The sequence below is a fragment of the Peribacillus sp. NPDC076916 genome (assembly GCF_050269675.1).
GTDB classification, from domain to species: Bacteria; Bacillota; Bacilli; order Bacillales; family DSM-1321; genus Peribacillus; species Peribacillus aracenensis.
This window is the reverse complement of the sequence record NZ_JBNNIU010000018.1, coordinates 1-24,141: the sequence shown is the minus strand read 5'-3', so window position 1 is coordinate 24,141 and position 24,141 is coordinate 1. Positions and strand designations below refer to the sequence as shown.

General features: G+C 40.5%; 37 protein-coding genes, 1 rRNA gene and 1 pseudogene. 36 read left to right on the top strand and 3 right to left on the bottom strand.

Annotation, left to right across the window (positions count from 1 at the left end):
* From rplP to rpsI, 28 genes and pseudogenes are all read left to right on the top strand, one after another.
* Positions 1 to 435, top strand: coding sequence for a 50S ribosomal protein L16 (gene rplP / locus ACQKFG_RS26005; protein WP_034305012.1), 435 nt, complete (start codon positions 1 to 3; stop codon positions 433 to 435).
* Positions 425 to 628 (top strand): 50S ribosomal protein L29, encoded by a 204-nt coding sequence (rpmC, locus tag ACQKFG_RS26000; protein WP_034305010.1) that lies wholly within the window; start codon positions 425 to 427, stop codon positions 626 to 628. The genes rplP and rpmC overlap by 11 nt, the downstream gene beginning before the upstream one ends.
* A gap of 18 nt (positions 629 to 646) precedes the next feature.
* On the top strand, positions 647 to 910 hold the full coding sequence (gene rpsQ / locus ACQKFG_RS25995; protein ID WP_048677887.1) for a 30S ribosomal protein S17: 264 nt from the start codon (positions 647 to 649) through the stop codon (positions 908 to 910).
* Positions 911 to 951: 41 nt separating this feature from the next.
* Positions 952 to 1,320, top strand: coding sequence for a 50S ribosomal protein L14 (gene rplN / locus ACQKFG_RS25990; protein ID WP_034305005.1), 369 nt, complete (start codon positions 952 to 954; stop codon positions 1,318 to 1,320).
* 43 nt (positions 1,321 to 1,363) lie between these two features.
* Positions 1,364 to 1,675, top strand: coding sequence for a 50S ribosomal protein L24 (gene rplX / locus ACQKFG_RS25985; RefSeq protein WP_034305002.1), 312 nt, complete (start codon positions 1,364 to 1,366; stop codon positions 1,673 to 1,675).
* A gap of 29 nt (positions 1,676 to 1,704) precedes the next feature.
* Positions 1,705 to 2,244, top strand: coding sequence for a 50S ribosomal protein L5 (rplE, locus tag ACQKFG_RS25980; RefSeq protein ID WP_048677889.1), 540 nt, complete (start codon positions 1,705 to 1,707; stop codon positions 2,242 to 2,244).
* Positions 2,245 to 2,269: 25 nt separating this feature from the next.
* Positions 2,270 to 2,455 (top strand): type Z 30S ribosomal protein S14, encoded by a 186-nt coding sequence (locus ACQKFG_RS25975; protein ID WP_034304998.1) that lies wholly within the window; start codon positions 2,270 to 2,272, stop codon positions 2,453 to 2,455.
* 30 nt (positions 2,456 to 2,485) lie between these two features.
* Entirely contained in the window at positions 2,486 to 2,884 is a 399-nt protein-coding gene (rpsH, locus tag ACQKFG_RS25970) for a 30S ribosomal protein S8 (protein ID WP_034304995.1), read from the top strand.
* Between the two features lie 30 nt (positions 2,885 to 2,914).
* The gene (gene rplF, locus ACQKFG_RS25965) at positions 2,915 to 3,451 is read left to right on the top strand and encodes a 50S ribosomal protein L6 (protein ID WP_192207445.1); all 537 of its coding nucleotides are present in this window, start codon (positions 2,915 to 2,917) and stop codon (positions 3,449 to 3,451) included.
* A 32-nt stretch (positions 3,452 to 3,483) separates the two neighbouring features.
* The gene (gene rplR / locus ACQKFG_RS25960; protein ID WP_053349055.1) at positions 3,484 to 3,846 is read left to right on the top strand and encodes a 50S ribosomal protein L18; all 363 of its coding nucleotides are present in this window, start codon (positions 3,484 to 3,486) and stop codon (positions 3,844 to 3,846) included.
* Between the two features lie 22 nt (positions 3,847 to 3,868).
* Positions 3,869 to 4,369: a 30S ribosomal protein S5 gene (rpsE, locus tag ACQKFG_RS25955; protein WP_034304987.1), complete on the top strand. Its 501-nt coding sequence runs from the start codon at positions 3,869 to 3,871 to the stop codon at positions 4,367 to 4,369.
* Between the two features lie 16 nt (positions 4,370 to 4,385).
* Positions 4,386 to 4,568 (top strand): 50S ribosomal protein L30, encoded by a 183-nt coding sequence (gene rpmD, locus ACQKFG_RS25950; protein ID WP_076372857.1) that lies wholly within the window; start codon positions 4,386 to 4,388, stop codon positions 4,566 to 4,568.
* Positions 4,569 to 4,600: 32 nt separating this feature from the next.
* Complete coding sequence (gene rplO / locus ACQKFG_RS25945) at positions 4,601 to 5,041, top strand: 50S ribosomal protein L15 (RefSeq protein WP_034304982.1); 441 nt, start codon at positions 4,601 to 4,603, stop codon at positions 5,039 to 5,041.
* Entirely contained in the window at positions 5,041 to 6,336 is a 1,296-nt protein-coding gene (gene secY / locus ACQKFG_RS25940; protein WP_192207446.1) for a preprotein translocase subunit SecY, read from the top strand. Before rplO ends, secY begins: the two co-directional genes overlap by 1 nt.
* 58 nt (positions 6,337 to 6,394) lie before the next feature.
* The gene (locus ACQKFG_RS25935) at positions 6,395 to 7,048 is read left to right on the top strand and encodes an adenylate kinase (protein ID WP_192207447.1); all 654 of its coding nucleotides are present in this window, start codon (positions 6,395 to 6,397) and stop codon (positions 7,046 to 7,048) included.
* A 71-nt stretch (positions 7,049 to 7,119) separates the two neighbouring features.
* Positions 7,120 to 7,571: pseudogene (locus ACQKFG_RS25930) on the top strand (M24 family metallopeptidase); the annotation flags it as partial.
* 42 nt (positions 7,572 to 7,613) lie between these two features.
* Positions 7,614 to 7,832 carry a translation initiation factor IF-1 gene (gene infA, locus ACQKFG_RS25925; RefSeq protein WP_028390440.1) on the top strand — a complete coding sequence of 73 codons (219 nt, stop codon included), beginning with the start codon at positions 7,614 to 7,616 and terminating at the stop codon, positions 7,830 to 7,832.
* 40 nt (positions 7,833 to 7,872) lie between these two features.
* Entirely contained in the window at positions 7,873 to 7,986 is a 114-nt protein-coding gene (gene rpmJ, locus ACQKFG_RS25920; RefSeq protein ID WP_003156543.1) for a 50S ribosomal protein L36, read from the top strand.
* A gap of 22 nt (positions 7,987 to 8,008) precedes the next feature.
* A complete protein-coding gene (rpsM, locus tag ACQKFG_RS25915; protein WP_034304978.1) occupies positions 8,009 to 8,374 on the top strand; it encodes a 30S ribosomal protein S13 in 366 nt (121 codons plus the stop codon).
* A 22-nt stretch (positions 8,375 to 8,396) separates the two neighbouring features.
* A complete protein-coding gene (gene rpsK / locus ACQKFG_RS25910) occupies positions 8,397 to 8,786 on the top strand; it encodes a 30S ribosomal protein S11 (protein ID WP_028390438.1) in 390 nt (129 codons plus the stop codon).
* A gap of 177 nt (positions 8,787 to 8,963) precedes the next feature.
* The gene (locus ACQKFG_RS25905; RefSeq protein ID WP_034304976.1) at positions 8,964 to 9,908 is read left to right on the top strand and encodes a DNA-directed RNA polymerase subunit alpha; all 945 of its coding nucleotides are present in this window, start codon (positions 8,964 to 8,966) and stop codon (positions 9,906 to 9,908) included.
* 82 nt (positions 9,909 to 9,990) lie between these two features.
* Complete coding sequence (gene rplQ / locus ACQKFG_RS25900; RefSeq protein WP_034304973.1) at positions 9,991 to 10,353, top strand: 50S ribosomal protein L17; 363 nt, start codon at positions 9,991 to 9,993, stop codon at positions 10,351 to 10,353.
* A gap of 363 nt (positions 10,354 to 10,716) precedes the next feature.
* Positions 10,717 to 11,556 carry an energy-coupling factor ABC transporter ATP-binding protein gene (locus tag ACQKFG_RS25895; RefSeq protein ID WP_192208116.1) on the top strand — a complete coding sequence of 280 codons (840 nt, stop codon included), beginning with the start codon at positions 10,717 to 10,719 and terminating at the stop codon, positions 11,554 to 11,556.
* Positions 11,532 to 12,398 (top strand): energy-coupling factor ABC transporter ATP-binding protein, encoded by an 867-nt coding sequence (locus ACQKFG_RS25890; protein WP_192207448.1) that lies wholly within the window; start codon positions 11,532 to 11,534, stop codon positions 12,396 to 12,398. The genes ACQKFG_RS25895 and ACQKFG_RS25890 overlap by 25 nt, the downstream gene beginning before the upstream one ends.
* On the top strand, positions 12,398 to 13,195 hold the full coding sequence (locus ACQKFG_RS25885; protein ID WP_192207449.1) for an energy-coupling factor transporter transmembrane component T family protein: 798 nt from the start codon (positions 12,398 to 12,400) through the stop codon (positions 13,193 to 13,195). Before ACQKFG_RS25890 ends, ACQKFG_RS25885 begins: the two co-directional genes overlap by 1 nt.
* A gap of 14 nt (positions 13,196 to 13,209) precedes the next feature.
* Entirely contained in the window at positions 13,210 to 13,950 is a 741-nt protein-coding gene (truA, locus tag ACQKFG_RS25880) for a tRNA pseudouridine(38-40) synthase TruA (protein WP_192207450.1), read from the top strand.
* A 265-nt stretch (positions 13,951 to 14,215) separates the two neighbouring features.
* Complete coding sequence (gene rplM, locus ACQKFG_RS25875; RefSeq protein WP_034304960.1) at positions 14,216 to 14,653, top strand: 50S ribosomal protein L13; 438 nt, start codon at positions 14,216 to 14,218, stop codon at positions 14,651 to 14,653.
* Between the two features lie 20 nt (positions 14,654 to 14,673).
* Entirely contained in the window at positions 14,674 to 15,066 is a 393-nt protein-coding gene (rpsI, locus tag ACQKFG_RS25870) for a 30S ribosomal protein S9 (RefSeq protein ID WP_034304957.1), read from the top strand.
* 169 nt (positions 15,067 to 15,235) lie between these two features.
* Here rpsI and ACQKFG_RS25865 read toward each other — a convergent pair whose 3' ends face one another.
* Positions 15,236 to 16,681 carry a DHA2 family efflux MFS transporter permease subunit gene (locus ACQKFG_RS25865; RefSeq protein ID WP_342614894.1) on the bottom strand — a complete coding sequence of 482 codons (1,446 nt, stop codon included), beginning with the start codon at positions 16,679 to 16,681 and terminating at the stop codon, positions 15,236 to 15,238.
* A 170-nt stretch (positions 16,682 to 16,851) separates the two neighbouring features.
* Here ACQKFG_RS25865 and ACQKFG_RS25860 point away from each other — a divergent pair, with 170 nt between their 5' ends.
* The 5 genes from ACQKFG_RS25860 (at position 16,852) to ACQKFG_RS25840 (ending at position 21,161) form a co-directional block, all read left to right on the top strand.
* Positions 16,852 to 17,394, top strand: coding sequence for a TetR/AcrR family transcriptional regulator (locus ACQKFG_RS25860; RefSeq protein ID WP_427563936.1), 543 nt, complete (start codon positions 16,852 to 16,854; stop codon positions 17,392 to 17,394).
* 268 nt (positions 17,395 to 17,662) lie between these two features.
* The gene (locus tag ACQKFG_RS25855) at positions 17,663 to 18,193 is read left to right on the top strand and encodes an ECF transporter S component (RefSeq protein WP_427563934.1); all 531 of its coding nucleotides are present in this window, start codon (positions 17,663 to 17,665) and stop codon (positions 18,191 to 18,193) included.
* Positions 18,194 to 18,737: 544 nt separating this feature from the next.
* Positions 18,738 to 19,163, top strand: coding sequence for a DUF2521 family protein (locus tag ACQKFG_RS25850; RefSeq protein WP_192207453.1), 426 nt, complete (start codon positions 18,738 to 18,740; stop codon positions 19,161 to 19,163).
* Between the two features lie 83 nt (positions 19,164 to 19,246).
* Positions 19,247 to 19,963, top strand: a complete 717-nt coding sequence (gene cwlD / locus ACQKFG_RS25845; RefSeq protein ID WP_349730521.1) for an N-acetylmuramoyl-L-alanine amidase CwlD — start codon at positions 19,247 to 19,249, stop codon at positions 19,961 to 19,963.
* A 139-nt stretch (positions 19,964 to 20,102) separates the two neighbouring features.
* Positions 20,103 to 21,161, top strand: a complete 1,059-nt coding sequence (locus ACQKFG_RS25840; RefSeq protein WP_427563932.1) for a P-loop NTPase — start codon at positions 20,103 to 20,105, stop codon at positions 21,159 to 21,161.
* A gap of 44 nt (positions 21,162 to 21,205) precedes the next feature.
* Here ACQKFG_RS25840 and gerD read toward each other — a convergent pair whose 3' ends face one another.
* Positions 21,206 to 21,766, bottom strand: a complete 561-nt coding sequence (gerD, locus tag ACQKFG_RS25835) for a spore germination lipoprotein GerD (RefSeq protein WP_192207456.1) — start codon at positions 21,764 to 21,766, stop codon at positions 21,206 to 21,208.
* A gap of 137 nt (positions 21,767 to 21,903) precedes the next feature.
* On the opposite strand from gerD, the gene ACQKFG_RS25830 reads away from it, so the two are divergent.
* Positions 21,904 to 22,584 (top strand): KinB-signaling pathway activation protein, encoded by a 681-nt coding sequence (locus tag ACQKFG_RS25830; protein WP_342614896.1) that lies wholly within the window; start codon positions 21,904 to 21,906, stop codon positions 22,582 to 22,584.
* Positions 22,585 to 22,675: 91 nt separating this feature from the next.
* On the opposite strand, the gene pdaB is transcribed toward ACQKFG_RS25830, so the two are convergent.
* Positions 22,676 to 23,428 (bottom strand): polysaccharide deacetylase family sporulation protein PdaB, encoded by a 753-nt coding sequence (gene pdaB, locus ACQKFG_RS25825; RefSeq protein ID WP_342614897.1) that lies wholly within the window; start codon positions 23,426 to 23,428, stop codon positions 22,676 to 22,678.
* Positions 23,429 to 23,560: 132 nt separating this feature from the next.
* Between pdaB and ACQKFG_RS25820 the strand changes: the two genes are divergently transcribed.
* The gene (locus tag ACQKFG_RS25820; RefSeq protein ID WP_192207459.1) at positions 23,561 to 23,797 is read left to right on the top strand and encodes a hypothetical protein; all 237 of its coding nucleotides are present in this window, start codon (positions 23,561 to 23,563) and stop codon (positions 23,795 to 23,797) included.
* A 277-nt stretch (positions 23,798 to 24,074) separates the two neighbouring features.
* A 16S ribosomal RNA gene (locus ACQKFG_RS25815) occupies positions 24,075 to 24,141 on the top strand; the annotation flags it as partial.

Sequence of the window (24,141 nt, the reverse complement as noted above, 5' to 3'; positions counted from 1 at the left end):
ATGTTATTGCCAAAACGCGTAAAATACCGTCGTGAACACCGCGGTAAGATGAGAGGGATGGCTAAAGGCGGCACTGAAGTTCATTTCGGAGAATTTGGACTTCAAGCTCAAGAAGCTTCCTGGATCACAAACCGCCAAATCGAAGCAGCTCGTATTGCGATGACTCGTTATATGAAACGTGGAGGGAAAGTTTGGATCAAAATCTTCCCAAGCAAACCTTACACAGCTAAGCCGCTTGAAGTACGGATGGGTTCCGGTAAAGGTGCTCCTGAAGGTTGGGTAGCAGTAGTTAAACCGGGCAAAGTTATGTTTGAAATCTCTGGTGTATCTGAAGAGGTGGCAAGAGAAGCATTGCGCCTTGCAGCACACAAACTTCCAATCAAATGCAAGTTTGTAAAAAGAGAGGAAATTGGTGGTGAAACAAATGAAAGCTAATGAAATCAAAGATCTAACCACTGCTGAAATTGAACAAAAACTAAAATCTCTTAAAGAAGAACTATTTAATCTTCGTTTCCAGTTAGCTACTGGACAACTTGAAAATACAGCTCGCATCCGTGAAGTTCGCAAATCGATTGCTCGTATGAAAACAGTTGTTCGTCAAAGAGAGATCGGTGTCACTAATCGATAATGAATGGAGGTTTGCAGAATGAGCGAACGCAACCAACGCAAAATCTACACTGGACGCGTAGTATCCGACAAAATGGATAAAACAGTTACAGTAGTTGTAGAAACCTATAAAAAGCATTCTTTATACGGTAAACGCGTGAAATACTCTAAAAAGTTTAAAGCTCATGACGAGCTAAACGAAGCTAAAGCAGGCGACGTAGTACGTATCATGGAAACTCGTCCACTTTCAGCTACAAAACGCTTCCGTCTTGTAGAAGTAGTAGAAAAAGCAGTAATCATTTAATATAGTTCGGATTAAGCTAATTCCGAAGGGAGGTACCGTACATGATTCAACAAGAATCTCGTTTAAAAGTCGCTGACAATTCAGGTGCTCGTGAAGTGCTAACAATTAAAGTCCTAGGTGGTTCTGGCCGTAAAACTGCAAACATCGGTGATATCATCGTTTGTACAGTTAAACAGGCAACACCAGGAGGCGTTGTTAAAAAAGGTGAAGTCGTTAAGGCTGTTGTTGTCCGTACAAAACGTGGTATGCGTCGTCCTGACGGTTCTTACATTCGTTTTGATGAAAACGCATGTGTAATTATCCGTGACGATAAGAGCCCACGTGGAACACGTATTTTTGGACCTGTTGCTCGTGAATTACGCGACAATAGTTTCATGAAGATCGTTTCTCTTGCTCCAGAAGTTCTATAATATGTAAAATTTGTATAAAGCCTTTCAAGGAGGTGCCAAGCTAATGCATGTTAAAAAAGGTGACAAAGTCGTAGTCATCTCTGGTAAGGACAAAGGCAAACAAGGAACAATTCTTTCTGCATATCCGAAACAAAATCGTGTGCTTGTAGAAGGAATTAACATCGTGAAAAAGCATTCCAAGCCATCTCAACTTAATCCACAAGGTGGAATTATCAGCAAAGAAGCTGCTATTCACGTATCCAATGTAATGCCACTTGATCCTAAATCAGGTAAACCGACTCGTGTTGGATATAAGATCGAAAATGGTAAAAAAGTACGCGTAGCTAAAATTTCAGGTGAATCTTTAGATAAATAAGTCATAAATGAAGGGAGGTACACTAAGCAATGAGCCGCCTTAAAGAAAAATTCAAAAGTGAAATTACACCGTCATTGATGGGTAAATTCAACTATCAATCAGTAATGCAAGTACCAAACATTGAGAAAATCGTTATTAACATGGGTGTGGGTGACGCAGTATCTAACTCGAAAGCTTTGGATACAGCTGTTGAAGAACTTACATTGATCACAGGTCAAAAACCGGTTATAACAAAAGCAAAAAAATCAATCGCAGGCTTCCGTTTGCGTGAAGGTATGCCTATCGGAGCGAAAGTTACATTACGTGGAGAGCGTATGTATCAATTCCTTGATAAGCTAGTATCTGTATCTTTACCGCGTGTACGTGATTTCCGCGGCGTTTCAAAGAAATCCTTTGACGGACGTGGAAACTATACATTAGGTGTTAAAGAACAACTTATCTTCCCTGAGATTGATTACGATAAAGTGAGCAAAGTTCGTGGTATGGACATCGTTATCGTAACGACTGCCAACACTGACGAAGAAGCTCGTGAACTACTTACTCAAGTTGGAATGCCGTTCCAAAAGTAATCTCTAAATAAAGGGAGGCGAAATCGTGGCTAAAAAGTCTATGATCGTAAAGCAAAAACGCGAACAGAAGTTTAAAGTACAAGAATATACACGTTGCGAACGTTGCGGACGTCCACATTCTGTATTACGTAAATTTAAACTTTGTCGTATTTGTTTCCGCGAACTTGCATATAAAGGACAAATTCCTGGCGTTAAAAAAGCTAGCTGGTAAAACCCGAGTTTGGGAAGGAGGTAAAATATAATGGTCATGACAGATCCTATTGCAGATATGCTTACTCGCATCCGTAATGCGAATATGGTTCGTCACGAAAAACTGGAAGTTCCTGCTTCAAAGATCAAAAAGGAAATCGCTGAGATCTTAAAAAGTGAAGGCTTCGTACGTGACTTTGAATTAATCGAAGACAACAAACAAGGTATCATCCGTATCTTCTTAAAATACGGTGCAAACAACGAACGTGTTATCACTGGTCTAAAACGTATCAGCAAACCTGGTTTGCGTGTATATGCAAAAACTGGAGAGGTACCACGCGTTCTTAACGGTTTAGGTATCGCAATTGTTTCTACTTCTCACGGAGTTTTAACAGACAAGGAAGCTCGCTCTAAACAAGTTGGCGGAGAAGTTTTAGCATACGTTTGGTAATACATTTTCACAAGAATGGAGGTGCACATTATGTCTCGTATAGGTAAAAAACCTATTGAAATCCCTGCAGGCGTAACAGTTACTATTACTGGAAGTGAAGTAACTGTTAAAGGACCTAAAGGTGAATTAACTAGATCATTCAATCCTGACCTTTCAATCGTTGTTGAAGAGAACGTGTTAACTGTTACACGTCCGTCTGACGAGAAGGCTCACCGTTCTTTACACGGTACTACTCGCGCACTTATCTCTAACATGGTTGAAGGTGTATCAACAGGTTTCGTAAAATCACTTGAACTTATTGGGGTTGGGTACCGTGCACAAAAGCAAGGTAACAAGCTTGTCCTTAACGTAGGATATTCCCACCCTGTAGAAATAGAGCCAGAAGCTGGCGTTGAAGTCGAAGTTCCTTCTAATACAAAAGTAATCATCAAAGGTGCAAGCAAAGAACGTGTAGGAGCTCTAGCAGCTAATATCCGTGATGTTCGCCCGCCTGAGCCGTATAAAGGTAAAGGTATCCGTTACGAAGGCGAATTCGTTCGTCGTAAAGAAGGTAAAACTGGTAAGTAATGCCGCATAAGTAAACGAAAGGAGTGACGTAAATGATTACGAAGCTTGATAAAAATGCTACTCGTCAGAAAAGACATGCGCGTGTACGTGCTAAGCTTTCTGGAACAGAAGCTCGTCCTCGTTTAAATGTGTTTCGTTCAAACAAACACATTTACGCACAATTAATTGACGATGCAAAAGGCGTAACATTAGCAAGTGCTTCAACTCTTGATAAAGAGATCGGTATCGAAGCTAGTAGCAATGCTGAAGCAGCTCAAAAAGTTGGCGAACTTATTGCGAAACGTGCTGTTGAAAAAGGTTTCAAAGCTGTGGTATTTGACCGCGGTGGTTACCTCTTCCATGGTCGTGTAAAAGCATTGGCTGACGCTGCTCGTGAAAACGGCTTAGAATTTTAATGGATAAGGAGGGACATAACAGATGCGTAGCATTGATCCTAATAAATTAGAACTTGAAGAACGCGTAGTTACAGTAAATCGTGTAGCTAAAGTTGTTAAAGGCGGACGTCGTTTCCGTTTCACTGCACTAGTTGTTGTTGGTGATAAAAATGGTCATGTTGGATTTGGTACTGGTAAAGCTCAAGAAGTTCCGGATGCTATCCGTAAAGCTATTGAGGATGCTAAGAAAAATCTAATTACTGTACCAATGGTTGGTACTACAATTCCTCACCTTGTGAACGGTCGCTATGGCGCAGGTCACATTCTATTGAAACCAGCTTCTGAAGGTACAGGAGTAATTGCTGGTGGTCCAGTTCGTGCGGTACTTGAATTAGGCGGAGTTAGCGATATCCTGTCTAAATCACTAGGTACTAATACACCTATTAATATGGTTCGCGCAACAATTGAAGGATTGAAGCAATTGAAACGTGCTGAAGACGTAGCTAAGTTACGTGGAAAATCAGTACAAGAACTGTTAGGATAAGGAGGGAAATCGAATTATGGCTAATAAATTAGAAATTACCCTCACTCGCAGCTTAATTGGTCGTCCTGAAGATCAACGTGTTACAGTTAACACTTTGGGTTTACGCAAAATGCATCAAACGGTTATCCAAGAAGATAACCCTGCGATTCGCGGTATGATTACCAAAGTTGCTCATCTTGTTACTGTAAAAGAACAATAAAATAATTTTTAACTTAACAAGGAGGTGCCAACATGAAACTTCATGAGTTAAAAGCTGCAGAAGGTTCTCGTAAAGAACGTAAACGTAAAGGTCGCGGTATTGGATCTGGTAACGGTAAAACAGCAGGTAAAGGACATAAAGGACAAAACGCTCGCTCCGGCGGCGGTGTGCGTCTTGGATTTGAAGGGGGACAAACTCCTCTATTCAGACGTTTACCTAAACGTGGATTTACCAACATCAACCGTAAAGACTATGCTATCGTGAATCTTGATACGTTAAATCTTTTCGAAGACGGTACTGAAGTAACACCAGCTCTTTTACTTGAGACTGGGGTTGTAAGTAAAGAAAAAGCAGGAATCAAAATTCTTGCCAAAGGAAGCATTGAGAAAAAGCTTACTGTTAAAGCTCACAAATTCTCGTCTACTGCTAAAGAAGCTATCGAAGCTGCTGGCGGTAATACAGAGGTGATCTAATGTTTCGCACGATCTCCAATTTTATGCGCGTGGGTGAAATAAGGAATAAGATAATTTTTACCCTTCTAATGTTAATCGTCTATCGCATCGGTACATTTATACCTGTACCGCATGTGAATGCCGATTTTCTCGCTGAACAGGACCAGCTGAGCGTCATCGGTCTTTTAAATACCTTTGGCGGCGGGGCGCTGCAAAACTTTTCTATATTAGCGATGGGTATCATGCCTTACATCACGGCATCCATCATCGTTCAGCTGTTACAGATGGATGTTGTTCCTAAGTTCACTGAATGGTCTAAACAAGGAGAAGCAGGGCGCCGTAAATTAGCACAATTTACTCGTTACTTCACTATTATCCTAGGATTTATCCAAGCAGTTGGTATGTCTTATGGGTTCAATAATATGTCAGGTGGCCAGTTGATTGAAAATCCTGGAATTGCAACATACTTGCTTATTGCGACTGTCTTAACGGCAGGAACAGCTTTTCTTTTGTGGTTAGGGGAGCTGATCACTGCTAAGGGTGTGGGTAATGGGATTTCCATCATTATCTTTGCTGGTATCGTAGCTAGTTTGCCAAATACGGCAAATCAGATTTACGCCCAACAATTTGAAAATGCCGGTGATCAATTATTCTTACGAATCATAACGATTATCCTCATTGTTTTAGCAGTATTAGCAATCGTGGTTGCTGTTATTTTCATTCAGCAGGCATTACGTAAAATTCCTATTCAGTATGCGAAACGTGCTGCGGTAGGTCGTACACAAATGGGTGGCCAGTCTACTCATTTACCATTGAAAGTAAATGCTGCGGGGGTTATTCCGGTAATCTTTGCAATGGCATTTATCATTACTCCCACTACAATCGCTTCTTTCTTTGGAAAGAACAGCGTGACTAGTTGGATATCAGCAAATCTTGATTATACCAAGCCAATTGGTATGATCATCTATGTTGCTCTTATCATTGCTTTTGCGTATTTTTATGCATTCATTCAGGTTAACCCTGAACAAATGGCTGAGAATTTGAAAAAGCAAGGTGGCTATGTGCCGGGGATTCGTCCAGGTAAGAGTACACAAGAATATTTAACACGTGTTTTATACCGTTTGACGTTTGTAGGCTCCATATTCTTGGCCATCATTGCCGTTTTACCGGTATTTTTCATTAAGCTTGCTGATCTACCTCAATCTGCACAGATTGGCGGTACCAGTTTGCTGATCGTAGTGGGGGTTGCCCTTGATACGATGAAGCAGCTGGAATCACAACTTGTGAAGAGACACTATAAAGGCTTTATAAAGTAATGAGTTTTGGGAACACCTTGTTCCCTTTACCCATTATAGAGTTTGAGGGGGAAGAACATTGAATCTAGTTTTAATGGGTCTGCCGGGTGCTGGTAAGGGCACTCAAGCTGAACAAATCGTAGAAAAATATAATATCCCTCATATCTCTACTGGAGATATGTTCCGAACAGCTATCAAAGATGGAACAGAATTAGGTCTAAAGGCGAAATCATTCATGGACAAAGGCGAATTGGTACCTGATGAAGTTACCATTGGCATCGTACGTGAACGTTTAAGCAAGGAGGACTGCCTAAAAGGATTTTTGCTTGATGGGTTTCCACGTACTGTGGCACAGGCAGAGGCACTTGAAAGCATTCTAACTGATTTAGATCGCAAAATAAATTTTGTCATTAATATCGATGTTGATAAAAACATTTTAATGGAAAGATTGACAGGACGTCGTATTTGCAAATCATGTGGTGCGACATACCATCTTGTATTCAATCCTCCTGCAAATGATGATGTATGCGACCGCTGCGGCGGAGAATTATATCAACGTGCCGACGATAATGCAGAAACGGTTCAAAATCGCTTAGATGTGAATTTGAAACAAACCAAACCACTTCTTGATTTCTACGGAGACAAAGGATACTTGGTCAACATTAACGGACAGCAAGATATTAATAAGGTATTTGAAAATATCGATGTGTTGCTTGGTGCTTTACAAAATTAATCGTTCGTATTGATTTATGAAATTCATACCATTTTTATAACTTACTAGTTAAACTTGGTGCATTCCTATAATACAAAGGGTATAATGGATTTCGCGAGAGCATTCGCACATTTATTAATCAGGTTCTTGTACTTGGTATTCCCTGAATTGGGCGATTACTTTTTAAGTGATCTTCATGGACATATCCGGTCGGCAAAATTGATGAAGAAATGCAGTGACTCTATTGGGATTCCTAAAGAGTCGTGATATAGAGGGTTGAAAGAAGCTATGTCAGGCGTGCGCCTTTCAAACATCTCCCATGCTATTCAAACCTATGTCGAGACTAATTGCTTCTCTATTTCGAGAGTATGTCGGTCACGGAATCGGTCAAGACTTACATGAGGACCCATAAAATCCTCATTTCGGTCCAACTGATAAAGGTCCTCAGTTAAAGCCTGGTTCTACAAAATGGTGAATACTTGATGCAGAATTTTAAGACTTATGAGGATAATTGGACTGTAGTAATGTTGACGGAAAGATGTGCACCTTTAATAGGTTCACGCATAGAGAAGGGAGAATCACTTTAATGGCGAAAGATGATGTAATTGAAGTAGAAGGCACAGTACAAGAGACTTTGCCAAATGCAATGTTTAAGGTAGAATTAGAAAATGGTCATACTGTTTTAGCTCATGTATCCGGTAAAATTCGTATGCACTTTATTCGCATTTTGCCTGGAGATAAAGTTACGGTTGAGCTTTCCCCGTATGATCTAACTCGCGGCAGAATCACATACCGGTTCAAATAATCCGGTTACGCTCCGATCTGTATAAGGAGGTTAGATAGCAATGAAAGTCAGACCATCAGTCAAACCAATCTGCGAAAAGTGTAAAGTTATCCGCAGAAAAGGTAAAGTTATGGTTATTTGCGAAAACCCTAAACATAAACAAAAACAAGGCTAAATAGAAGGAGGTGCACTCAAGCATGGCACGTATTGCTGGAGTAGATATTCCCCGTGACAAACGTATTGTTATCTCATTAACATATATATATGGTATTGGAAAACAAACAGCGATCAAGATTCTTGCAGAAGCAGGCGTTTCTGAAGAAACTCGCGTTCGTGACTTAACGGAAGACGAATTGAACAAAATTCGTGATATCATTGACAAGCTTAAAGTAGAAGGCGACCTTCGTCGTGAAATCTCCCTAAACATCAAACGTTTAATGGAAATCGGTTCTTACCGTGGTTTACGTCACCGTCGTGGTCTTCCTGTTCGCGGTCAAAATACAAAAAACAATGCTCGTACGCGTAAAGGACCTCGTCGTACTGTAGCTAACAAGAAAAAATAATTAGTAAAGGAGGTTACTTTTCATGGCACGTAAAACTAATACACGTAAACGTCGTGTGAAAAAGAATATAGAAACTGGTATTGCTCATATTCGTTCAACATTCAATAACACTATCGTTACGATCACTGACTCTCATGGTAATGCTATTTCTTGGTCAAGTGCTGGAGCTTTAGGATTCCGTGGATCTCGTAAATCCACTCCATTCGCTGCACAAATGGCTGCTGAAACAGCTGCTAAAACATCAATTGAACATGGTATGAAAACTCTTGAAGTTACAGTTAAAGGACCTGGTGCTGGACGTGAGGCTGCTATTCGTGCACTTCAAGCTGCTGGCCTAGAAGTAACTGCAATTAAAGATGTAACTCCAGTTCCACATAACGGATGCCGTCCACCAAAACGTCGCCGTGTTTAATTTTTCTGTATAGATTTTGTATTCCTGTCAATAATGGGATATAATACTGAGTTTGCGTTCTTACAGAGGATTAATTTTCAGTTGTTGCGCACAGCGGGAACGTATACATGGGGAATTTCGGTTTAAGTGACTTCGTTTACTTGCCGGGGTTTTGACGTTTTGAAGGAGGGTTTATTGATGATCGAAATAGAAAAACCAAAAATCGAAACGGTTGAAATCAACGACGATACCAAATACGGTAAATTCGTCGTAGAGCCACTAGAGCGTGGGTATGGTACTACATTGGGTAACTCCTTACGTCGTATCCTTTTATCCTCACTCCCAGGTGCTGCTGTCACAGCTATACAAATTGATGGAGTGCTACATGAGTTCTCAACAATTGAAGGCGTCGTGGAAGATGTAACATCTATCATTCTTAATGTGAAAAAACTAGCTCTTAAGATTTACTCTGATGAAGAGAAGACGCTGGAAATTGACGTTCAGGGTGACGGAGTCATCACGGCTGCTGATATCACTCATGATAGTGATGTAGAAATTCTTAATCCGGATTTATATATTGCTACAATTGGTAAAAACGGTCATATGCGTATGCGTTTATCTGCACGTCGCGGCCGCGGCTACACTCCTGCTGTTCAAAACAAGAGAGAAGACCAGCCAATTGGTGTAATTCCAATTGATGCTCTTTACACTCCAGTTTCACGCGTATCTTTCCAAGTTGAAAATACACGTGTTGGACAGTTGTCTAACTTTGACAAGTTAACGTTCGATGTTTGGACTGATGGCAGTACTGGTCCGCAAGAAGCGGTAGCACTTGGAGCTAAGATTTTAACAGAGCATTTAAATATCTTTGTTGGTTTAACCGATGAAGCTCAAAATGCTGAAATCATGGTTGAAAAAGAAGAAGATCAAAAAGAAAAAGTTCTTGAGATGACGATCGAAGAATTAGACCTTTCTGTTCGTTCTTACAACTGCTTGAAACGTGCCGGAATCAATACCGTTCAAGAGCTAGCTCATAAAACGGAAGAAGATATGATGAAAGTACGTAATCTAGGACGTAAATCACTTGAAGAAGTGAAAGCGAAACTAGAAGAATTAGGCTTAGGTCTTCGTAAAGACGACTGATAACATGGCGGATCAATCCATTATGTTGTGAGCCTTGTTATAGACACACAATATAGAACTTCAACAAAGGAGGGAATCTCTAATGGGTTACAGAAAGTTAGGACGCACTAGCGCACAACGTAAAGCATTACTTCGTGATTTAGCTACGGATCTTATTATCCATGAGCGCATTGAAACTACTGAAGCACGTGCAAAAGAATTACGTTCTGTAGTAGATAAAATGATCACTCTTGGTAAACGTGGTGACTTGCATGCACGCCGTCAAGCTGCATCTTTCATCCGTAACGAAATCGCTGACGCTGAGAATGGCACAGATGCCCTTCAAAAACTATTCAGTGACGTGGCTCCACGTTATGAAGAACGTCAAGGTGGATACACTCGTATCATGAAAGTTGGTCCACGCCGCGGTGACGGTGCACCAGTCGTGGTTATTGAATTAGTTTAATAACAACGATGAAAAAGGGCGGGACAAATGAATATACTCACTTGTTCTATGCCCTTTTTCTTTTTTTTTAATAGAAATTCTGTCATCTAGAAATTCGCATTGAGTGTTACGATGGCTGGCGGAACCTGTATTATGCAGGGAGCCTTCACGTCTAGCTCAAGCATCCCTTCCCGCTTTTGATAAGCGATTATAAGATAACCTGTTTTTCGTAACAGGCCCGCTGTTAGCTGCTCTTAATTTACCGAAAATTCTTTCGGTGGAAGGGGTGCAGCGTTTTTTTATATTTTCAGAAAGAAAAACTACTGTATATTGATTGAGCAGAGTTTAGTTTAGACGAGTGCAGTCGAGGATGAGGAGGGCCACATAATGAAGAAGCTGGTTTCTTTAAATAATATTGTTTTTAAATATGAGGGTCAGTCTCGAAACGCCTTGGATGATGTTTCTTTTGATATTCATCAGGGGGAGTGGCTTGCGATTGTCGGACATAATGGCTCTGGCAAGTCGACATTAGCAAAGTTACTGAATGGTCTTCAGTTCGCTAACTCAGGTACCATTACGATTAATGATCAACTTTTGACAGAAGAATCCGTTTGGGATGTTCGCCAGAAAATTGGCATGGTCTTTCAAAACCCAGATAATCAATTTGTAGGCACTACAGTTCAGGATGATGTGGCTTTTGGTTTAGAAAACGCCGGTGTTTCTCAGCAGGTTATGGTGGAGCGTGTTCATGGTGCGTTAAATAAGGTTAAAATGAATGCCTTTCTTAATCAAGAGCCGCACCATCTATCCGGCGGTCAAAAGCAAAGAGTGGCCATAGCAGGTGTAATAGCCCTGCAGCCAGACATAATCATCTTAGATGAAGCAACCTCCATGCTTGACCCAAGAGGCCGTGAAGAAGTGCTTGAAACAGTTAGGGAATTGAAACAGGAAAACGAGATCACTGTCATATCAATCACCCATGACCTTGAGGAAGCTGCCAAAGCTGATCGAATGATAGTCATGAACCAAGGTCGGTTATATCGTGAAGGACCGCCTCAGGATATTTTTGAGTTAGAGGAAGAATTGATTGCCCTTGGTCTGGATATTCCCTTTTCAGTGAAACTAACCAAGGAGTTACAAAAAAATGGTGTTCGTGTAGTTGATGGGCATTTGACAGAGGAAGAGTTGGTGAAGGATTTATGCGAATTACACTCGATGATGTAGAATACCGCTATCAGGTGAATACTCCTTTTGAACATCTAGCCCTTCATGATGTCAATATCTCAATGGAGCCGGGAACCTATACCGCAATCATCGGGCATACAGGGTCCGGGAAATCCACGCTACTGCAGCATTTGAATGCTCTTTTAAAACCGACGAAGGGTCGTGTTTTCATTGGGGATCGGACGATTGAAGCCGGAAGAAAAGAAAAGGCTTTGCGGCCAATAAGACAAAAGGTCGGAATAGTTTTTCAGTTTCCTGAACATCAGTTATTTGATGAAACGGTTGAAAAGGATATATGTTTCGGACCAATGAATTTTGGCGTTTCTGAAATCGATGCTAAGAAACTGGCCAGGAAGGCCATCGCGCAAGTCGGATTGAATGAGGAAATTCTTGAAAAATCTCCATTCGACTTATCCGGCGGACAAATGCGACGGGTGGCCATTGCTGGGGTACTTGCCATGGAACCTGAAGTATTGGTGCTTGATGAGCCCACAGCGGGACTGGATCCGCGAGGACGCAAAGAAATCATGGATATGTTTTATGATTTGCATAAAGCAAGGGGCATTTCAACGATTCTTGTAACACATAGCATGGAGGATGCAGCCAAGTACGCGGATGACATCATTATCATGCACAAGGGTACGGTGTTCCAAAAAGGAACCCCCCAGGAAATTTTCTCGGAGCCGGAACAATTAATGGAGCTTGGCCTGGATGTTCCTGATACGGTCCGTTTTCAGCTGAAGCTCCAGAAGGAACTTGGTGTTCGATTTGATCATCCGTGTCTTAATATCAGTGATTTAGCGATAGAAATAGATAAAGCCATGAAAAGGGGGAACCGCTGATGCTGGATAAAATGATTATCGGGCGTTATGTCCCTGCAAATTCACTGATGCACAAGATGGACCCAAGGGCTAAATTGCTCCTCGTGTTCCTGTTTGTTTGTGTCGTCTTTTTGGCGAATAATGTCGTTTCTTACGGGTTGCTTGCTGTATTCACCATCCTTTTGATCAGCCTTTCCAAAATACCGCTTCGTTATCTTTATAATGGGTTAAAACCAATCTTTTTCTTGATCGTATTCACATTCCTTCTCCATATATTTTTTACGAAAGAAGGGGAATTGCTTTTTGAATACGGTTGGTTTGAAATCTATGAAGGCGGTCTGATTCAAGGTTTTTTCATATCCGTTAGATTTACTTTACTAATCCTTGTTACGTCACTTTTAACTTTGACGACATCCCCGATATCCATTACAGACGGAATGGAAGAGCTGTTGGGACCCTTGAAGAAGTGGAAGATGCCTGTACATGAACTGGCATTGATGATGTCAATTGCCCTTCGATTCATTCCAACGCTAATGGAGGAAACGGAAAAAATCATGAAGGCCCAAACTGCAAGGGGAGTTGATTTTTCATCTGGCCCGATAAAGGACAGGGTTAAATCGATTGTACCGCTGCTTGTTCCTTTATTTGTCAGTTCATTCAAACGGGCGGAGGAATTGGCAACTGCCATGGAGTCAAGAGGATACCGTGGCGGGGAAGGCCGCACGAAATATCGCCAATTGGACTGGAAGACGAGTGATAGTCTTTTGATGGTCTCAATAGGCGTTCTAACGGTCATGTTATTTTTATTACGTTCATAATAAGGAAGAGAACTATGCCAAAATATAAATGTGTGATCGCTTATGACGGCACGGATTTTGCTGGTTATCAGGTGCAGCCAGAGAAACGCACCATACAAAGTGAATTCGAGGCAGTCTTGGCCCAAATGCATAAAGGCACAATCATAAAAGTGACTGCTTCAGGCAGGACAGACTCAGGGGTCCATGCAAAGGGGCAAGTACTTCACTTTGAATCGCCGCTTACATTCCCTACTGAAAATTGGGTAAAGGCCTTCAGTGCCCTTCTTCCGACCGATATCATCGTTCTGGAAGTCGATATCGTGCCTGACGATTTTCATGCGAGGTTCCATACGACGGGGAAAGAGTACCGTTATATCATCGCCCGTTCGAAACTACGGGACCCGTTTCAAAGAAATTACGCCTATCATTATCCCTACCCATTAGATGGGGAGGCGATGAGGGAAGCAATCTCCTATTTGATAGGGACACATGACTTTACAAGTTTTTGTTCGGCAAAAACGGAAGTGGTCGATAAAGTTCGAACCATAAAAGAAATGGATTTTGAAGAGAGCGACGGATTCATGGTTTTCCGCTTCGTTGGCGAAGGATTTTTGTATAATATGGTCCGTATCTTGGTTGGGACGCTCCTGGATGTCGGCAGCGGCAAAATGTCACCCTGTGACATGAGCGGGATTTTGGACAAAAAGGACCGCAGTTTTGCAGGGAAAACTGCGCCTGCCCAAGGATTATATTTATGGAAAGTATTTTACAAATAAATTTTTTCGAAGTGATACCAGTTTTTTTACAACCGGGAAACGGAATGAAATCAGTAATGGAGCGGTTTGGCGCTATACTGATCTTTTCCTGGAGTTGCAGAGAGTGTTTTATAGACAACTTATCCTAGTGTAACATTCCCTTGACAATGAATCTGGGAGAAGTTAATATAATATGGTATGTATTTTAATCCCACGATAAGCCCCGGAAGTTTATTGTGATTGAAAATAAATATAAAAAATTAAAAAGTTTTTTAGGAGGTTAACCATGCGTACGACATTTATGGCGAAAGCTAATGAAGTAGAACGTAAATGGTATGTGATTGACGCTGAAGGCAAAACTTTAGGTCGCCTTTCTACTGAAGTAGCATCCATCTTACGTGGTAAACATAAACCAACTTTTACACCGAACATTGACACTGGTGATCATGTAATTCTTATCAATGTTGAAAAAATCCACTTGACTGGTAAAAAATTGACAGACAAAATTTATTACCGTCACACTATGCATCCAGGCGGTCTTAAAACTAGAACTGCTCTTGAAATGCGTACAAACTACCCTGAGAGAATGCTTGAACTTGCTATCAAAGGTATGCTTCCAAAGAATTCTCTTGGTCGTCAAATCTACAAAAAATTACACGTATACGCTGGAGCTGAGCACCCACACGCTGCTCAACAACCAGAAGTATACGAATTACGCGGATAATTACTAAGGAGGTTACTATCTTGGCACAAGTTCAATATTATGGTACTGGTCGCCGTAAGAGCTCAGTAGCTCGTGTACGTTTAGTACCAGGCGAAGGTCGCATCGTTATTAACGGTCGTGACATCAATGAATATATTCCTTTCGCAGCATTACGTGAAGTTGTTAACCAACCACTAGTTGCAACAGAAACTACTGGAAATTACGACGTTCTAGTAAACGTTAGCGGTGGTGGATACACTGGTCAAGCTGGAGCAATCCGTCACGGTATCGCTCGTGCATTGCTACAAGTTGATCCAGAATACCGTCCATCTCTTAAAACTGCTGGTTTACTAACTCGTGACCCACGTATGAAAGAACGTAAAAAATACGGTCTTAAAGGCGCACGTCGTGCACCTCAGTTCTCAAAACGTTAATTCTATTACCGTTTCAAAGACTCCCAACCACTTTGGTTGGGAGTCTTTTTTTGTCCGATTATGAACACATCAGGCTCCATGGACTTATATTTTAAAAATAATAAAGCATACCCGGGATATCGGGATATGCTTTATTTAAAAAATCCTATTGTTATCGATTTTATTTAAGTTATTCACTTTCACTTTTTTTAATTGCGGCTTTTTTCGGCATAAAGCATGCAAAAATTAACGCCACAAAAGATAGGATTAACATAAAAACATAGGCATCACTTGAGCCGAAGATAGATGCTAATGCCTCTAGTTGTATTGCTGAAATGTTTTCATTTTGCATGGATAGCTCAGAGGCATGTGAAGTTGCTTGCATTGTATACACTGTGATGACAACTGCTGTTCCAATAGCACCTGACAATTGGCGAATGGTATTATTTACAGCTGAACCATGGGAACCCAATTCTCTTGGTAAAGCATTCAGCCCTGCTGTATTTAAAGGCATGGTAATGAAGCTTAATCCAATTCGTAATATAATGGTACGGACCATTATATAGATATAGGTTGTGGATTCGTTTATATCTATGACTCCCCACATCGAAACAATGATTAATATTAAACCTGAAATAAAGAGTGGTTTAGCACCGTGTTTATCATACATTTTACCAGTGACAGGGGACAAGAAGGCATTAATCACAGCTCCAGGCAATAACAGTAAACCTGCTTCAAATGCTGTAAAACCTCGGCCATTTTGCAAGTAAATTGGTAAAAGAATTAAATCCGCATACATAATCATCGTAATTAGTACATTGATGAAAGATGTGAGCGTGAAAACTTTGTACTTAAATACAGATAAATTCAATAATGGATCGCTGGATTTCATTTGACGTAAACAGAATAGAGCCGTCACGATTATTCCGGCGATTATTGCAGTGATGATAACGGGATTATCCCATCCTTTGCTTCCTGCGCTGCTAAACCCAAATAATATGCAGCCAAAACCAATCGTTGATAAAATGACGCTAGAGATATCTAATTTTGCTTTTGTTGTCTCTGCAACATTCATTAAATATTTGAACGCTAGAACAATGACGATTATTATAAATGGGGTTAACCCAATAAATAACCATCTCCATGAAACATATTCAATGATAAAACCAGATAATGTAGGAGCTATGGCTGGAGCAAATATTATCGCAAATCCGATTGTCCCCATGATGCTTCCACGCTTTTCGCTAGGATATAAATATAAAATAACTGTCATCATAAGAGGCATTATAATCCCGGCACCAATTGCTTGAATCATTCTTCCCGTTAACAGCATGCCAAAATTCACCGCGCATGCAGAAAGTGCAGATCCGATTAACAAAAAGAACATCGAGCTAATAAATAGCTGCCTTGTTGTAAACCGTTTCATTAAAAAAGCCGTAATCGGCACTAAAACACCGTTCACCAGCATAAATCCTGTCGATAACCATTGTACAGTCGCGGCCGTAACATGAAATACGTCCATTAAACCACTCAATGCAACATTTAATAAAGTCTGATTTAATGTCGATAAGAAACAGCCGGCAATCAGTACAATTAATAAAATTTTTTTATTTCTTTCTGAAATATCATTTTTCATTCGTTAACTCCTTTATTTTTGACTTGCATTCTCAACATCGTGTCGATAAAATCGATGGTAACAAAAATATATGTTGCTTACCATGAACAGTTTTCTTGAAAATGTTCACTAATCGACATAGGAATATATGCTGTTGAGAAAGTCAAAGAAAATCTATAAAGGAGTTAAAAATGTCTATTAAAGAAGATCCTCGTACAATTCGGTCAAGAGAAATGTTTAAAAACGCTGTCATTGCTCTCTTATCTGAGGACCCTGCCATTTCAAATTTAACGGTCCAGAAAATCGCAGCCAAAGCAGGATTAAACCGAACAACATTTTACCTACATTATCAGGATATTCAAGATTTACTAACGCAAATCACCAATGAGATTTTAAAGGAGCTTTCTGATAAAATTTTTGCTTTGATACATGCGAAAGATTTATCAGAAAAACAACAGCTTACTCAATTACTTGATTATTTATATATCCATCGAAATTATTTACTTATTTTATTTAAGACGAATAAATTTGAGGAACAATTGTTTTCATTATTGAAGCAATTAGTAGAAATAAGAAGGAAGAACACCAAAAAGGATTTGCCTGCTGATTATGTTGACATTAATATTAAAACGGCCTCATTGGTAGGCATTATAATATGGTGGTTAAGAAAGGGGCTTCATTTTAGTTCGGATTATATGGCCAACCAAATTTATTCAATGTACAGAGTGCAATGATTCCAAAACGTTTGAATGAACTTGGGATTTCATCATATCGTTTATATGCCCGGAAGAAAATATGGCCATATCATTCCATCCATCCCAGTCTTCCAGACTAAATGTAAATGGAACGCAGCGGTGAGGGGGCTTCAGATGTTGGTGATAGTCATGCCCTATTTATTTACATGTGAGTTTATTTATGTAATTCAGAATTTTTTGTAAAATCCATATTTATTAAGTTCCTGTTTAGGAGTATGATAATACTAAAAAAGAGAGAGGACTTCATATGAATTCAACATACTCACCGATTGAAACAACTAAAACAAAAACCTTGGTCATCAATGCGCTATTCATTGCATTAACTCTTGTAGCGACAATGTTCATCAACATCAAGCTCCCGATAATGGGTAACGGCGGCCTGATCCATCTAGGTAACGTCCCCCTTTTTATAGCTGCTTTCGTTTATGGCAAAAAAACAGGAGCGATAGCAGGCGCCTTCGGTATGGCCTTCTTCGATCTTTTCTCTGGTTGGGCAGCATGGGCACCGTTTACATTCGTCATTGTAGGAGCAATGGGCTTTCTAGCCGGCCTTATATCAGAAAAGGTACCGGGCAAAAGAGAATGGGTATACACCATGGCCGTTGCCGTTGCATTGATTATTAAAATCGTCGGCTACTATTTTGTCGAAGTTATCCTTTATGGTAACTGGATACAGCCATTTGGCTCCATCCCCGGAAACTTGATGCAGGTCGTAATAGCTGGAATAATTGTAGTGCCGATTGCTGGCCGATTAAAGAAAAGAGCTGGACAGATATAAAGTGGAACAAAAATAGGAAGCCATTTCTAACTTTGATTTGCACCACTTTGGATGTTGTACAGCGCTCTGATCCTCAGGAAGTTGAAAAAGACATCATACTAAGTGAACGGGTATTAAAAGAATTCGCTATTATAAAATGTTATATCATTTGAGGACATCCGTTGACCATGGATGTCCTTTTTATCTTAACAGACCACAAAGCCTGAAGTTATCATGGAGGATGGCTGGCTCAAGTTTAAGAAGGTCCAAATGGACATGCCCAGAGAGCGACCCAAGTCGGCAAGGTCAGCCTCGGGTGGCTGCCTGAGTGGCGTGTTAGTGGAGAAAAATCGAGGTTTTCTAACATTAAGTTTCTTGTGCAGTCTGCACTTTAACAGGTTTCTTATCATATTGCATATCGATATGCTTTTTCAAGTACCCGCCAAACCTATCCTCATTATTTTTTGCCAATGGAATAAATGAATGGTTCAAAATAGAACGCTAAAACTAAATTATGTCTTGGGAAATAATTTTGGGAAATGGGGAATTGCCCCGGAGGTGAATTATGGCTGTGATATTAGGTTTACAGGAGATGCAAAGGGAAAGGCAATTGAAGTTCGAACGTAGGCTGCTCAGGGAACTTTCCATCGAGGACATGAAGGGAAGGATTCAGCGTTACTTCGGCCAGGATTTGATGGATGTTTTGGAGGAAGGCTATTTTGATGTTGCCATAGAGGCTTATTTATTAGGAGCAAACTATAGTAAGTTTGGTTATTATGGTGAGTCGGAAGAAGATGTGAGATCCAGGTGCTGGAAGGAAGAGAAGTTTTTGGTCGATACTCTTTTTAACTTTATTTTGTATTGGCGGGAAGTTACAGCGAATAAAGCTTTCGATGAAGGTTTGTTTTATTGTTGTGAAGGGTTTGTTGGGGATTGGTGGCTGGACGGCTTTAAGACTGGAGAAAAACGATATAAAATGAAACTGCATTAGAAAGGCCAAAATCCCATTCCTTGTTCTAATTTCATGGTTTGTCCCATACTTTTTAGTAGAGAGACCATGGAGGGGGAACGGTCATGCGCAGAAAGCTGAAATATACAGGGATCGCAATGGGATTATTTGTCCTTTTTTTAATTGTGACTTTTAAATTTGTTGAAGATGATTCTTGGGACTCCTGGAACCTTCCGCTGGCAGGTAAGGTCATCATTCTGGATGCAGGTCACGGAGGGATGGACGGCGGGGCAAATGTACAAGAGGTTATGGAAAAGGAAATTGCCCTTTCCGTTTCACTAAAGGTCAGGGACTATTTACAGGAACAAGGTGCCCTTGTCATCATGACACGTGAGAAGGACGAGGATTTGGCACAGGGAAATACAAAGGGTATCCGCCAGCGAAAACAGGAGGACTTACGGAATCGGGTTGAAATGATCAATGATTCGGAAGCGGACTTATTCTTAAGCATTCATTTGAACTCTTTTCCATCAGCGTCATCGAAAGGTGCCCAGACCTTTTATACAAACAGGTTTGAGGAAAATGAACAGGTGGCAAAATTCATTCAGACTGAAATCATAAGAAACCTGGAAAATACAAAGCGTGATGCAAAAACGATTAACCATGTGTATTTGCTGAATTATGCCAAGAAACCGGGAGCGCTTGTGGAAATTGGTTTTCTTTCCAATTCCGAGGAAAGGGAACGCCTTATCAGTGATAAATATCAAGAAAAGGTTGCCAGTTCGATTTATATGGGTATTTTACGGTACTTTACAGAGGAAAAACTATCGGATGAAGAGTGATGTCTGGGTCTTGTAAGGTACAAGGCCTTTTTATTATGGGGAAATCATCAGGTTTCGCATGCGGGGCAGATAATAAGCTTTCTTACAGTAATATGTTATACTGAAAAATGGGAAAATAAAATTCAAAGGGGTGCTCGACTTGTTAACAGAAGAGAAAGTACTGAATTTATTAAAGGATCTTAAAGACCCTTTTCTACATAAAAGCCTTGAAGAGACAAATGGAATTATAGAAATCAAAATCAAACCTGAAAAGAATCATGTAAGCGTTAAACTTGCGATTGCAAAAACGGGGACTGCCGAACAAATGCAAATGCAATCGGAAGTTGTGGACTTGCTGAAAACGAACGGAGCGGAATCGGTAGGTATTCGTTTCGCGGAGCTTTCAGACGAGGAGTTAGCCAAGCATCGTGAGAGTATTCCTCAGGATGAAGCAGACCAAGGTTTGCTTGGGCCTAACAGCAAAACACAATTCATCGCGATCGCCAGTGGTAAAGGCGGTGTGGGAAAATCCACGATTTCAGTGAATTTCGCTACTTCACTTGCTCGTTTGGGTAAAAAGGTCGGACTGGTTGATGCCGATATTTATGGATTCAGTGTACCTGATATGATGGGGATAACAAAAAGACCGGTTGTGCGCGGGGAAAAAATCATTCCTGTAGAACGGTTTGGCGTTCAAGTTATCTCAATGGGCTTTTTTGTAGAGGATAACGCTCCGATCATCTGGAGAGGACCGATGCTCGGTAAAATGCTTAACAGTTTCTTTAATGAAGTGGAATGGGGAGAATTGGATTATTTGGTCCTTGACTTACCTCCGGGTACAGGAGATGTTGCTTTGGACGTTCATACGATGCTCCCTTCATGTAAGGAAATCATCGTTACGACACCGCATCCGACTGCAGCCTTCGTTGCGGCAAGAGCTGGTGCCATGGCCATCAAGACAGAACACGAAGTCATCGGTGTCATAGAGAATATGTCATTCTTCGAAAGTAAAACGACAGGTGAAAAAGAGTACGTATTCGGAAAAGGCGGCGGCAAGAAGCTTGCAGAAGAGCTTCGTACGGAAGTTTTAGGCCAACTTCCCTTGCAGCAGCCAGATTGGAACGAAGAGGACTTTGCTCCATCCATTTACGCAGCGGACCATAGACTCGGCAGGATTTACGAAGATATTGCCAAAAAGGTCATTGAAAAACTACAATGAAAAGAAGGCTGATTCCGATTGGAATCAGCCTCTTTTCATTCTTTTTACTTTTTCTCCTTCTCCACCGCTTTAGTGGCAGCTTTATCCAATTTCTCTTGCATTTTCGCTTGAAGGAGGGGACTTTCCATGGTTTCGATGATCAGCTCTTTATAGACCGACCGCATCTCCTTGGTTTTTAATAACTTATTCATTTCTTTTTCCATATCCGGTTCTTTCATTATTTCCATGAGCATTCCACGATACTGAGGATCAGCAGTTAAGTCCTTCAATACCTTTTTATGTTCGTCTTCCAATGCTTTAGCATAAGCGGAAGCAAATTCCGGGTCATTAAATGTTTTTTTCCAAAATTCCTTCCCTTTATCTGAAGTGACCATATCTTCAATGGATTTCTTAATGTCTTCCGAATCCATAATAAGTTCAGCTTTCGTTTTATCATCAGTAATGATATCCTGGATGGCTTTTTTTCCATCATCTGTCTTCAAGATATCGACAATCATTTTCTTTGTCTCTTCATACTCCATTTTTTCTGCGCCTGCTCCATTTTGGGCACAACCGGAACAAACGAGCAAGAATGACATGAAAAGCAAAGCAACTCCACCTCTCATACGCAGGGCCCCTTTCATCCTTCTTACTGTTAATATGGTTCCAATCGGCGATATTATTCCTTAGTGGAATAAGTGGATTTTTCCAAATTTGGTTGGTACAATTAAGGAAATGAAATAGAAATGTATGGAGGAAAACAATGAACAGCCGTAACTTAGTTAAATTGTTTTTAACAACATTGCTTATAGGTGGTGTAACGGGCGGAGTTGTAGGGTTCTTGGCTCGGTGGAGTGAGTTTAAGCCTTATTTTTCTTCTTTTGAAGTCAGTGCCATCATATCAACTTTTATTTGGTTATTCGGTGTTGGATTAATTTTCAGTGTCATAAGCCAAGCCGGCTTTTTTGCCTATTTAACGATACATCGTTTTGGTCTGGGGATATTTAAAAGCGCTTCCTTATGGAATGCCGTTCAACTTGTACTCATTCTTTTTGTTGTATTCGATCTTGTTTACCTGCGATATCTCAGCTTTGGTTCAGGCGAGGGGATCAGTTCCTACATCGTGTTAGCATTGGTTGTATTGGCCGCAGGGCTTATTACAGCATATTTCAAAATGAAACAATCGAATAAACAGTCGTTCATACCCGCCTTATTTTTCATGGTCGTGGTCACGGTTTTGGAGTGGATACCTGTCCTAAGTGCCAATGATGAAAGTTGGTTTTACTTCATGCTGTTTCCGTTGTTAGCCTGCAATGCTTATCAATTATTGGTTCTGAGCAAATTGATTCAGCATTCACAAAGGGAATTGGCCAGTAAAAGAGGGAGTAAGCAAACCCCGGCAAAAGGAAAGATGAAAGCCGGTGAACTAGGGAAAGGCAGCTAACCTATTTGCAAGCGGTCCATACATAAGGAAATCAAAACATAAAAACTGCGTACTAAAGGTTTTGGAGACCATTAGTACGCAGTTTTTTCAGTCAGCGGATTTCCTCACTGCTTGCCGATGAATTGGAAATCATCTCTGAAACGTTAACGAAGTTTAAATTTTTTGATCGAAGTTCACTTAGTAACTCCGGTAAAGCCTTATTCGTTTGTTTTGCGGAGTCTGAAGCATGTAATAAGATGATATCTCCCTTTTGGGCCTTGGTGATGTTTTGAACGATCCGATCCACACCTGGATTGGTCCAATCCTTTGAATCGATGCTCCAATGGACAACGGTATATCCGAAATTCTCGCTAATCTTTAAGAGGCGTTTATCAAAGTGGCCGGTGGGAGCACGTAAAAGTTCTATGTTCTTTATATTAAGTTTTTTAAATGCTTCCTGGGCTTTAGAAATATCCCGGATGATTTCTTGATCTTCCATTTCGGAATAATCTTTATAATCGTAACCAAGCATGCCGATTTCATATCCTTCTTTCACAATTTCAGCTACAATATCCGGATGACGTTCAGCCCAAGATCCCGCGAGGAAAAAAGTGGCGGATTTAATTTTTTCTCTTTTTAATGTCTCTATTATTGGGGCAGCTTTCTCATCACCCCAGCCAATATTGAACGTGATCGCAACATTCTTTTCCCCTTTATAAACCGCCTTCGGCCCATCCTCTGTAGAAAAAACGGGGGCATGAAGAATGTTTTGTACAAAAAGAAACCAAGCGGTAAAAAGTGCCGTAAGCAAAATCAACGAATAATATTTAATGTTCTTGGCCTGAAGCACCATGAAAAATTTCATTAATCCATCCCCTTGTCCAAAGTACTCTTGTCTTCAAATTTATGCGCGAGGATTATTGTTATGCAAAAAAATCCGTTGGAAATTCATAAAATTGACGGGAATGGGGAAAGCTGTCTGATGGAGGTGTGAACCATGCTCGGTTTATTGATTAATGACAAAGAAAAGATGGAATTAGAGTACCTTTTAAAAAGAGAGATGGATGAAATACTATTCGATTTGCAAGATGACAGAATCGATCACTTAGTCAAAAGGGCAATAAACGAGAAATATAATATTCTTTTCAAGCTGTTTAAAAGGGTGAGCACCGAGGAGGAATGCCTGATGTATATGAGGGGAAAAACGAATTTATCCAAGCGGAACCAGTCATGATATTTAAATGCGAATTATATTCAAAAAATCTATTGACTATTGGTTTGTACGCTGGTATATTATAAAAGTTGCTGCTACGTAATAGCTTTTGAAAAAGAATGAAAAAAACTTTTTTAAAAAAGTTATTGACGAAGTGGGGATAAGGTGTTAAGATATTAAAGTCGCTAAGAGATGCGACAAACAAATTGCTCTTTGAAAACTGAACAAAACAAAGCGCCAACGTTAAATTTTAAGTGAGCACACACTATCAAAAAAGCAAATGAGCAAGTCAAACATTTCTTCGGAGAGTTTGATCCTGGCTCAGGACGAACGCTGGCGGCGTGCCTAATACATGCAAGTCGAGC

What these genes read in the sequence shown, in the direction of transcription:
- rplF (WP_192207445.1), top strand. Translation starts at nt 2,915, where the DNA reads ATGTCTCGTATAGGTAAAAAACCTATTGAAATCCCTGCAGGCGTAACA.
- ACQKFG_RS25850 (WP_192207453.1), top strand. Translation starts at nt 18,738, where the DNA reads ATGGCTGTGATATTAGGTTTACAGGAGATGCAAAGGGAAAGGCAATTG.
- ACQKFG_RS25865 (WP_342614894.1), bottom strand. Translation starts at nt 16,681, where the DNA reads ATGAAAAATGATATTTCAGAAAGAAATAAAAAAATTTTATTAATTGTA.
- truA (WP_192207450.1), top strand. Translation starts at nt 13,210, where the DNA reads ATGCCAAAATATAAATGTGTGATCGCTTATGACGGCACGGATTTTGCT.
- rpmJ (WP_003156543.1), top strand. Translation starts at nt 7,873, where the DNA reads ATGAAAGTCAGACCATCAGTCAAACCAATCTGCGAAAAGTGTAAAGTT.
- rpsK (WP_028390438.1), top strand. Translation starts at nt 8,397, where the DNA reads ATGGCACGTAAAACTAATACACGTAAACGTCGTGTGAAAAAGAATATA.
- rplX (WP_034305002.1), top strand. Translation starts at nt 1,364, where the DNA reads ATGCATGTTAAAAAAGGTGACAAAGTCGTAGTCATCTCTGGTAAGGAC.
- rplR (WP_053349055.1), top strand. Translation starts at nt 3,484, where the DNA reads ATGATTACGAAGCTTGATAAAAATGCTACTCGTCAGAAAAGACATGCG.
- rplO (WP_034304982.1), top strand. Translation starts at nt 4,601, where the DNA reads ATGAAACTTCATGAGTTAAAAGCTGCAGAAGGTTCTCGTAAAGAACGT.
- rpsM (WP_034304978.1), top strand. Translation starts at nt 8,009, where the DNA reads ATGGCACGTATTGCTGGAGTAGATATTCCCCGTGACAAACGTATTGTT.
- ACQKFG_RS25860 (WP_427563936.1), top strand. Translation starts at nt 16,852, where the DNA reads ATGTCTATTAAAGAAGATCCTCGTACAATTCGGTCAAGAGAAATGTTT.
- rplE (WP_048677889.1), top strand. Translation starts at nt 1,705, where the DNA reads ATGAGCCGCCTTAAAGAAAAATTCAAAAGTGAAATTACACCGTCATTG.
- cwlD (WP_349730521.1), top strand. Translation starts at nt 19,247, where the DNA reads ATGCGCAGAAAGCTGAAATATACAGGGATCGCAATGGGATTATTTGTC.
- ACQKFG_RS25890 (WP_192207448.1), top strand. Translation starts at nt 11,532, where the DNA reads ATGCGAATTACACTCGATGATGTAGAATACCGCTATCAGGTGAATACT.
- rpsH (WP_034304995.1), top strand. Translation starts at nt 2,486, where the DNA reads ATGGTCATGACAGATCCTATTGCAGATATGCTTACTCGCATCCGTAAT.
- gerD (WP_192207456.1), bottom strand. Translation starts at nt 21,766, where the DNA reads ATGAGAGGTGGAGTTGCTTTGCTTTTCATGTCATTCTTGCTCGTTTGT.
- ACQKFG_RS25820 (WP_192207459.1), top strand. Translation starts at nt 23,561, where the DNA reads ATGCTCGGTTTATTGATTAATGACAAAGAAAAGATGGAATTAGAGTAC.
- rpmD (WP_076372857.1), top strand. Translation starts at nt 4,386, where the DNA reads ATGGCTAATAAATTAGAAATTACCCTCACTCGCAGCTTAATTGGTCGT.
- rpsE (WP_034304987.1), top strand. Translation starts at nt 3,869, where the DNA reads ATGCGTAGCATTGATCCTAATAAATTAGAACTTGAAGAACGCGTAGTT.
- rplQ (WP_034304973.1), top strand. Translation starts at nt 9,991, where the DNA reads ATGGGTTACAGAAAGTTAGGACGCACTAGCGCACAACGTAAAGCATTA.
- rplM (WP_034304960.1), top strand. Translation starts at nt 14,216, where the DNA reads ATGCGTACGACATTTATGGCGAAAGCTAATGAAGTAGAACGTAAATGG.
- ACQKFG_RS25830 (WP_342614896.1), top strand. Translation starts at nt 21,904, where the DNA reads ATGAACAGCCGTAACTTAGTTAAATTGTTTTTAACAACATTGCTTATA.
- rpsQ (WP_048677887.1), top strand. Translation starts at nt 647, where the DNA reads ATGAGCGAACGCAACCAACGCAAAATCTACACTGGACGCGTAGTATCC.
- pdaB (WP_342614897.1), bottom strand. Translation starts at nt 23,428, where the DNA reads ATGAAATTTTTCATGGTGCTTCAGGCCAAGAACATTAAATATTATTCG.
- secY (WP_192207446.1), top strand. Translation starts at nt 5,041, where the DNA reads ATGTTTCGCACGATCTCCAATTTTATGCGCGTGGGTGAAATAAGGAAT.
- rplP (WP_034305012.1), top strand. Translation starts at nt 1, where the DNA reads ATGTTATTGCCAAAACGCGTAAAATACCGTCGTGAACACCGCGGTAAG.
- ACQKFG_RS25885 (WP_192207449.1), top strand. Translation starts at nt 12,398, where the DNA reads ATGCTGGATAAAATGATTATCGGGCGTTATGTCCCTGCAAATTCACTG.
- rpmC (WP_034305010.1), top strand. Translation starts at nt 425, where the DNA reads ATGAAAGCTAATGAAATCAAAGATCTAACCACTGCTGAAATTGAACAA.
- ACQKFG_RS25905 (WP_034304976.1), top strand. Translation starts at nt 8,964, where the DNA reads ATGATCGAAATAGAAAAACCAAAAATCGAAACGGTTGAAATCAACGAC.
- ACQKFG_RS25855 (WP_427563934.1), top strand. Translation starts at nt 17,663, where the DNA reads ATGAATTCAACATACTCACCGATTGAAACAACTAAAACAAAAACCTTG.
- infA (WP_028390440.1), top strand. Translation starts at nt 7,614, where the DNA reads ATGGCGAAAGATGATGTAATTGAAGTAGAAGGCACAGTACAAGAGACT.
- rplN (WP_034305005.1), top strand. Translation starts at nt 952, where the DNA reads ATGATTCAACAAGAATCTCGTTTAAAAGTCGCTGACAATTCAGGTGCT.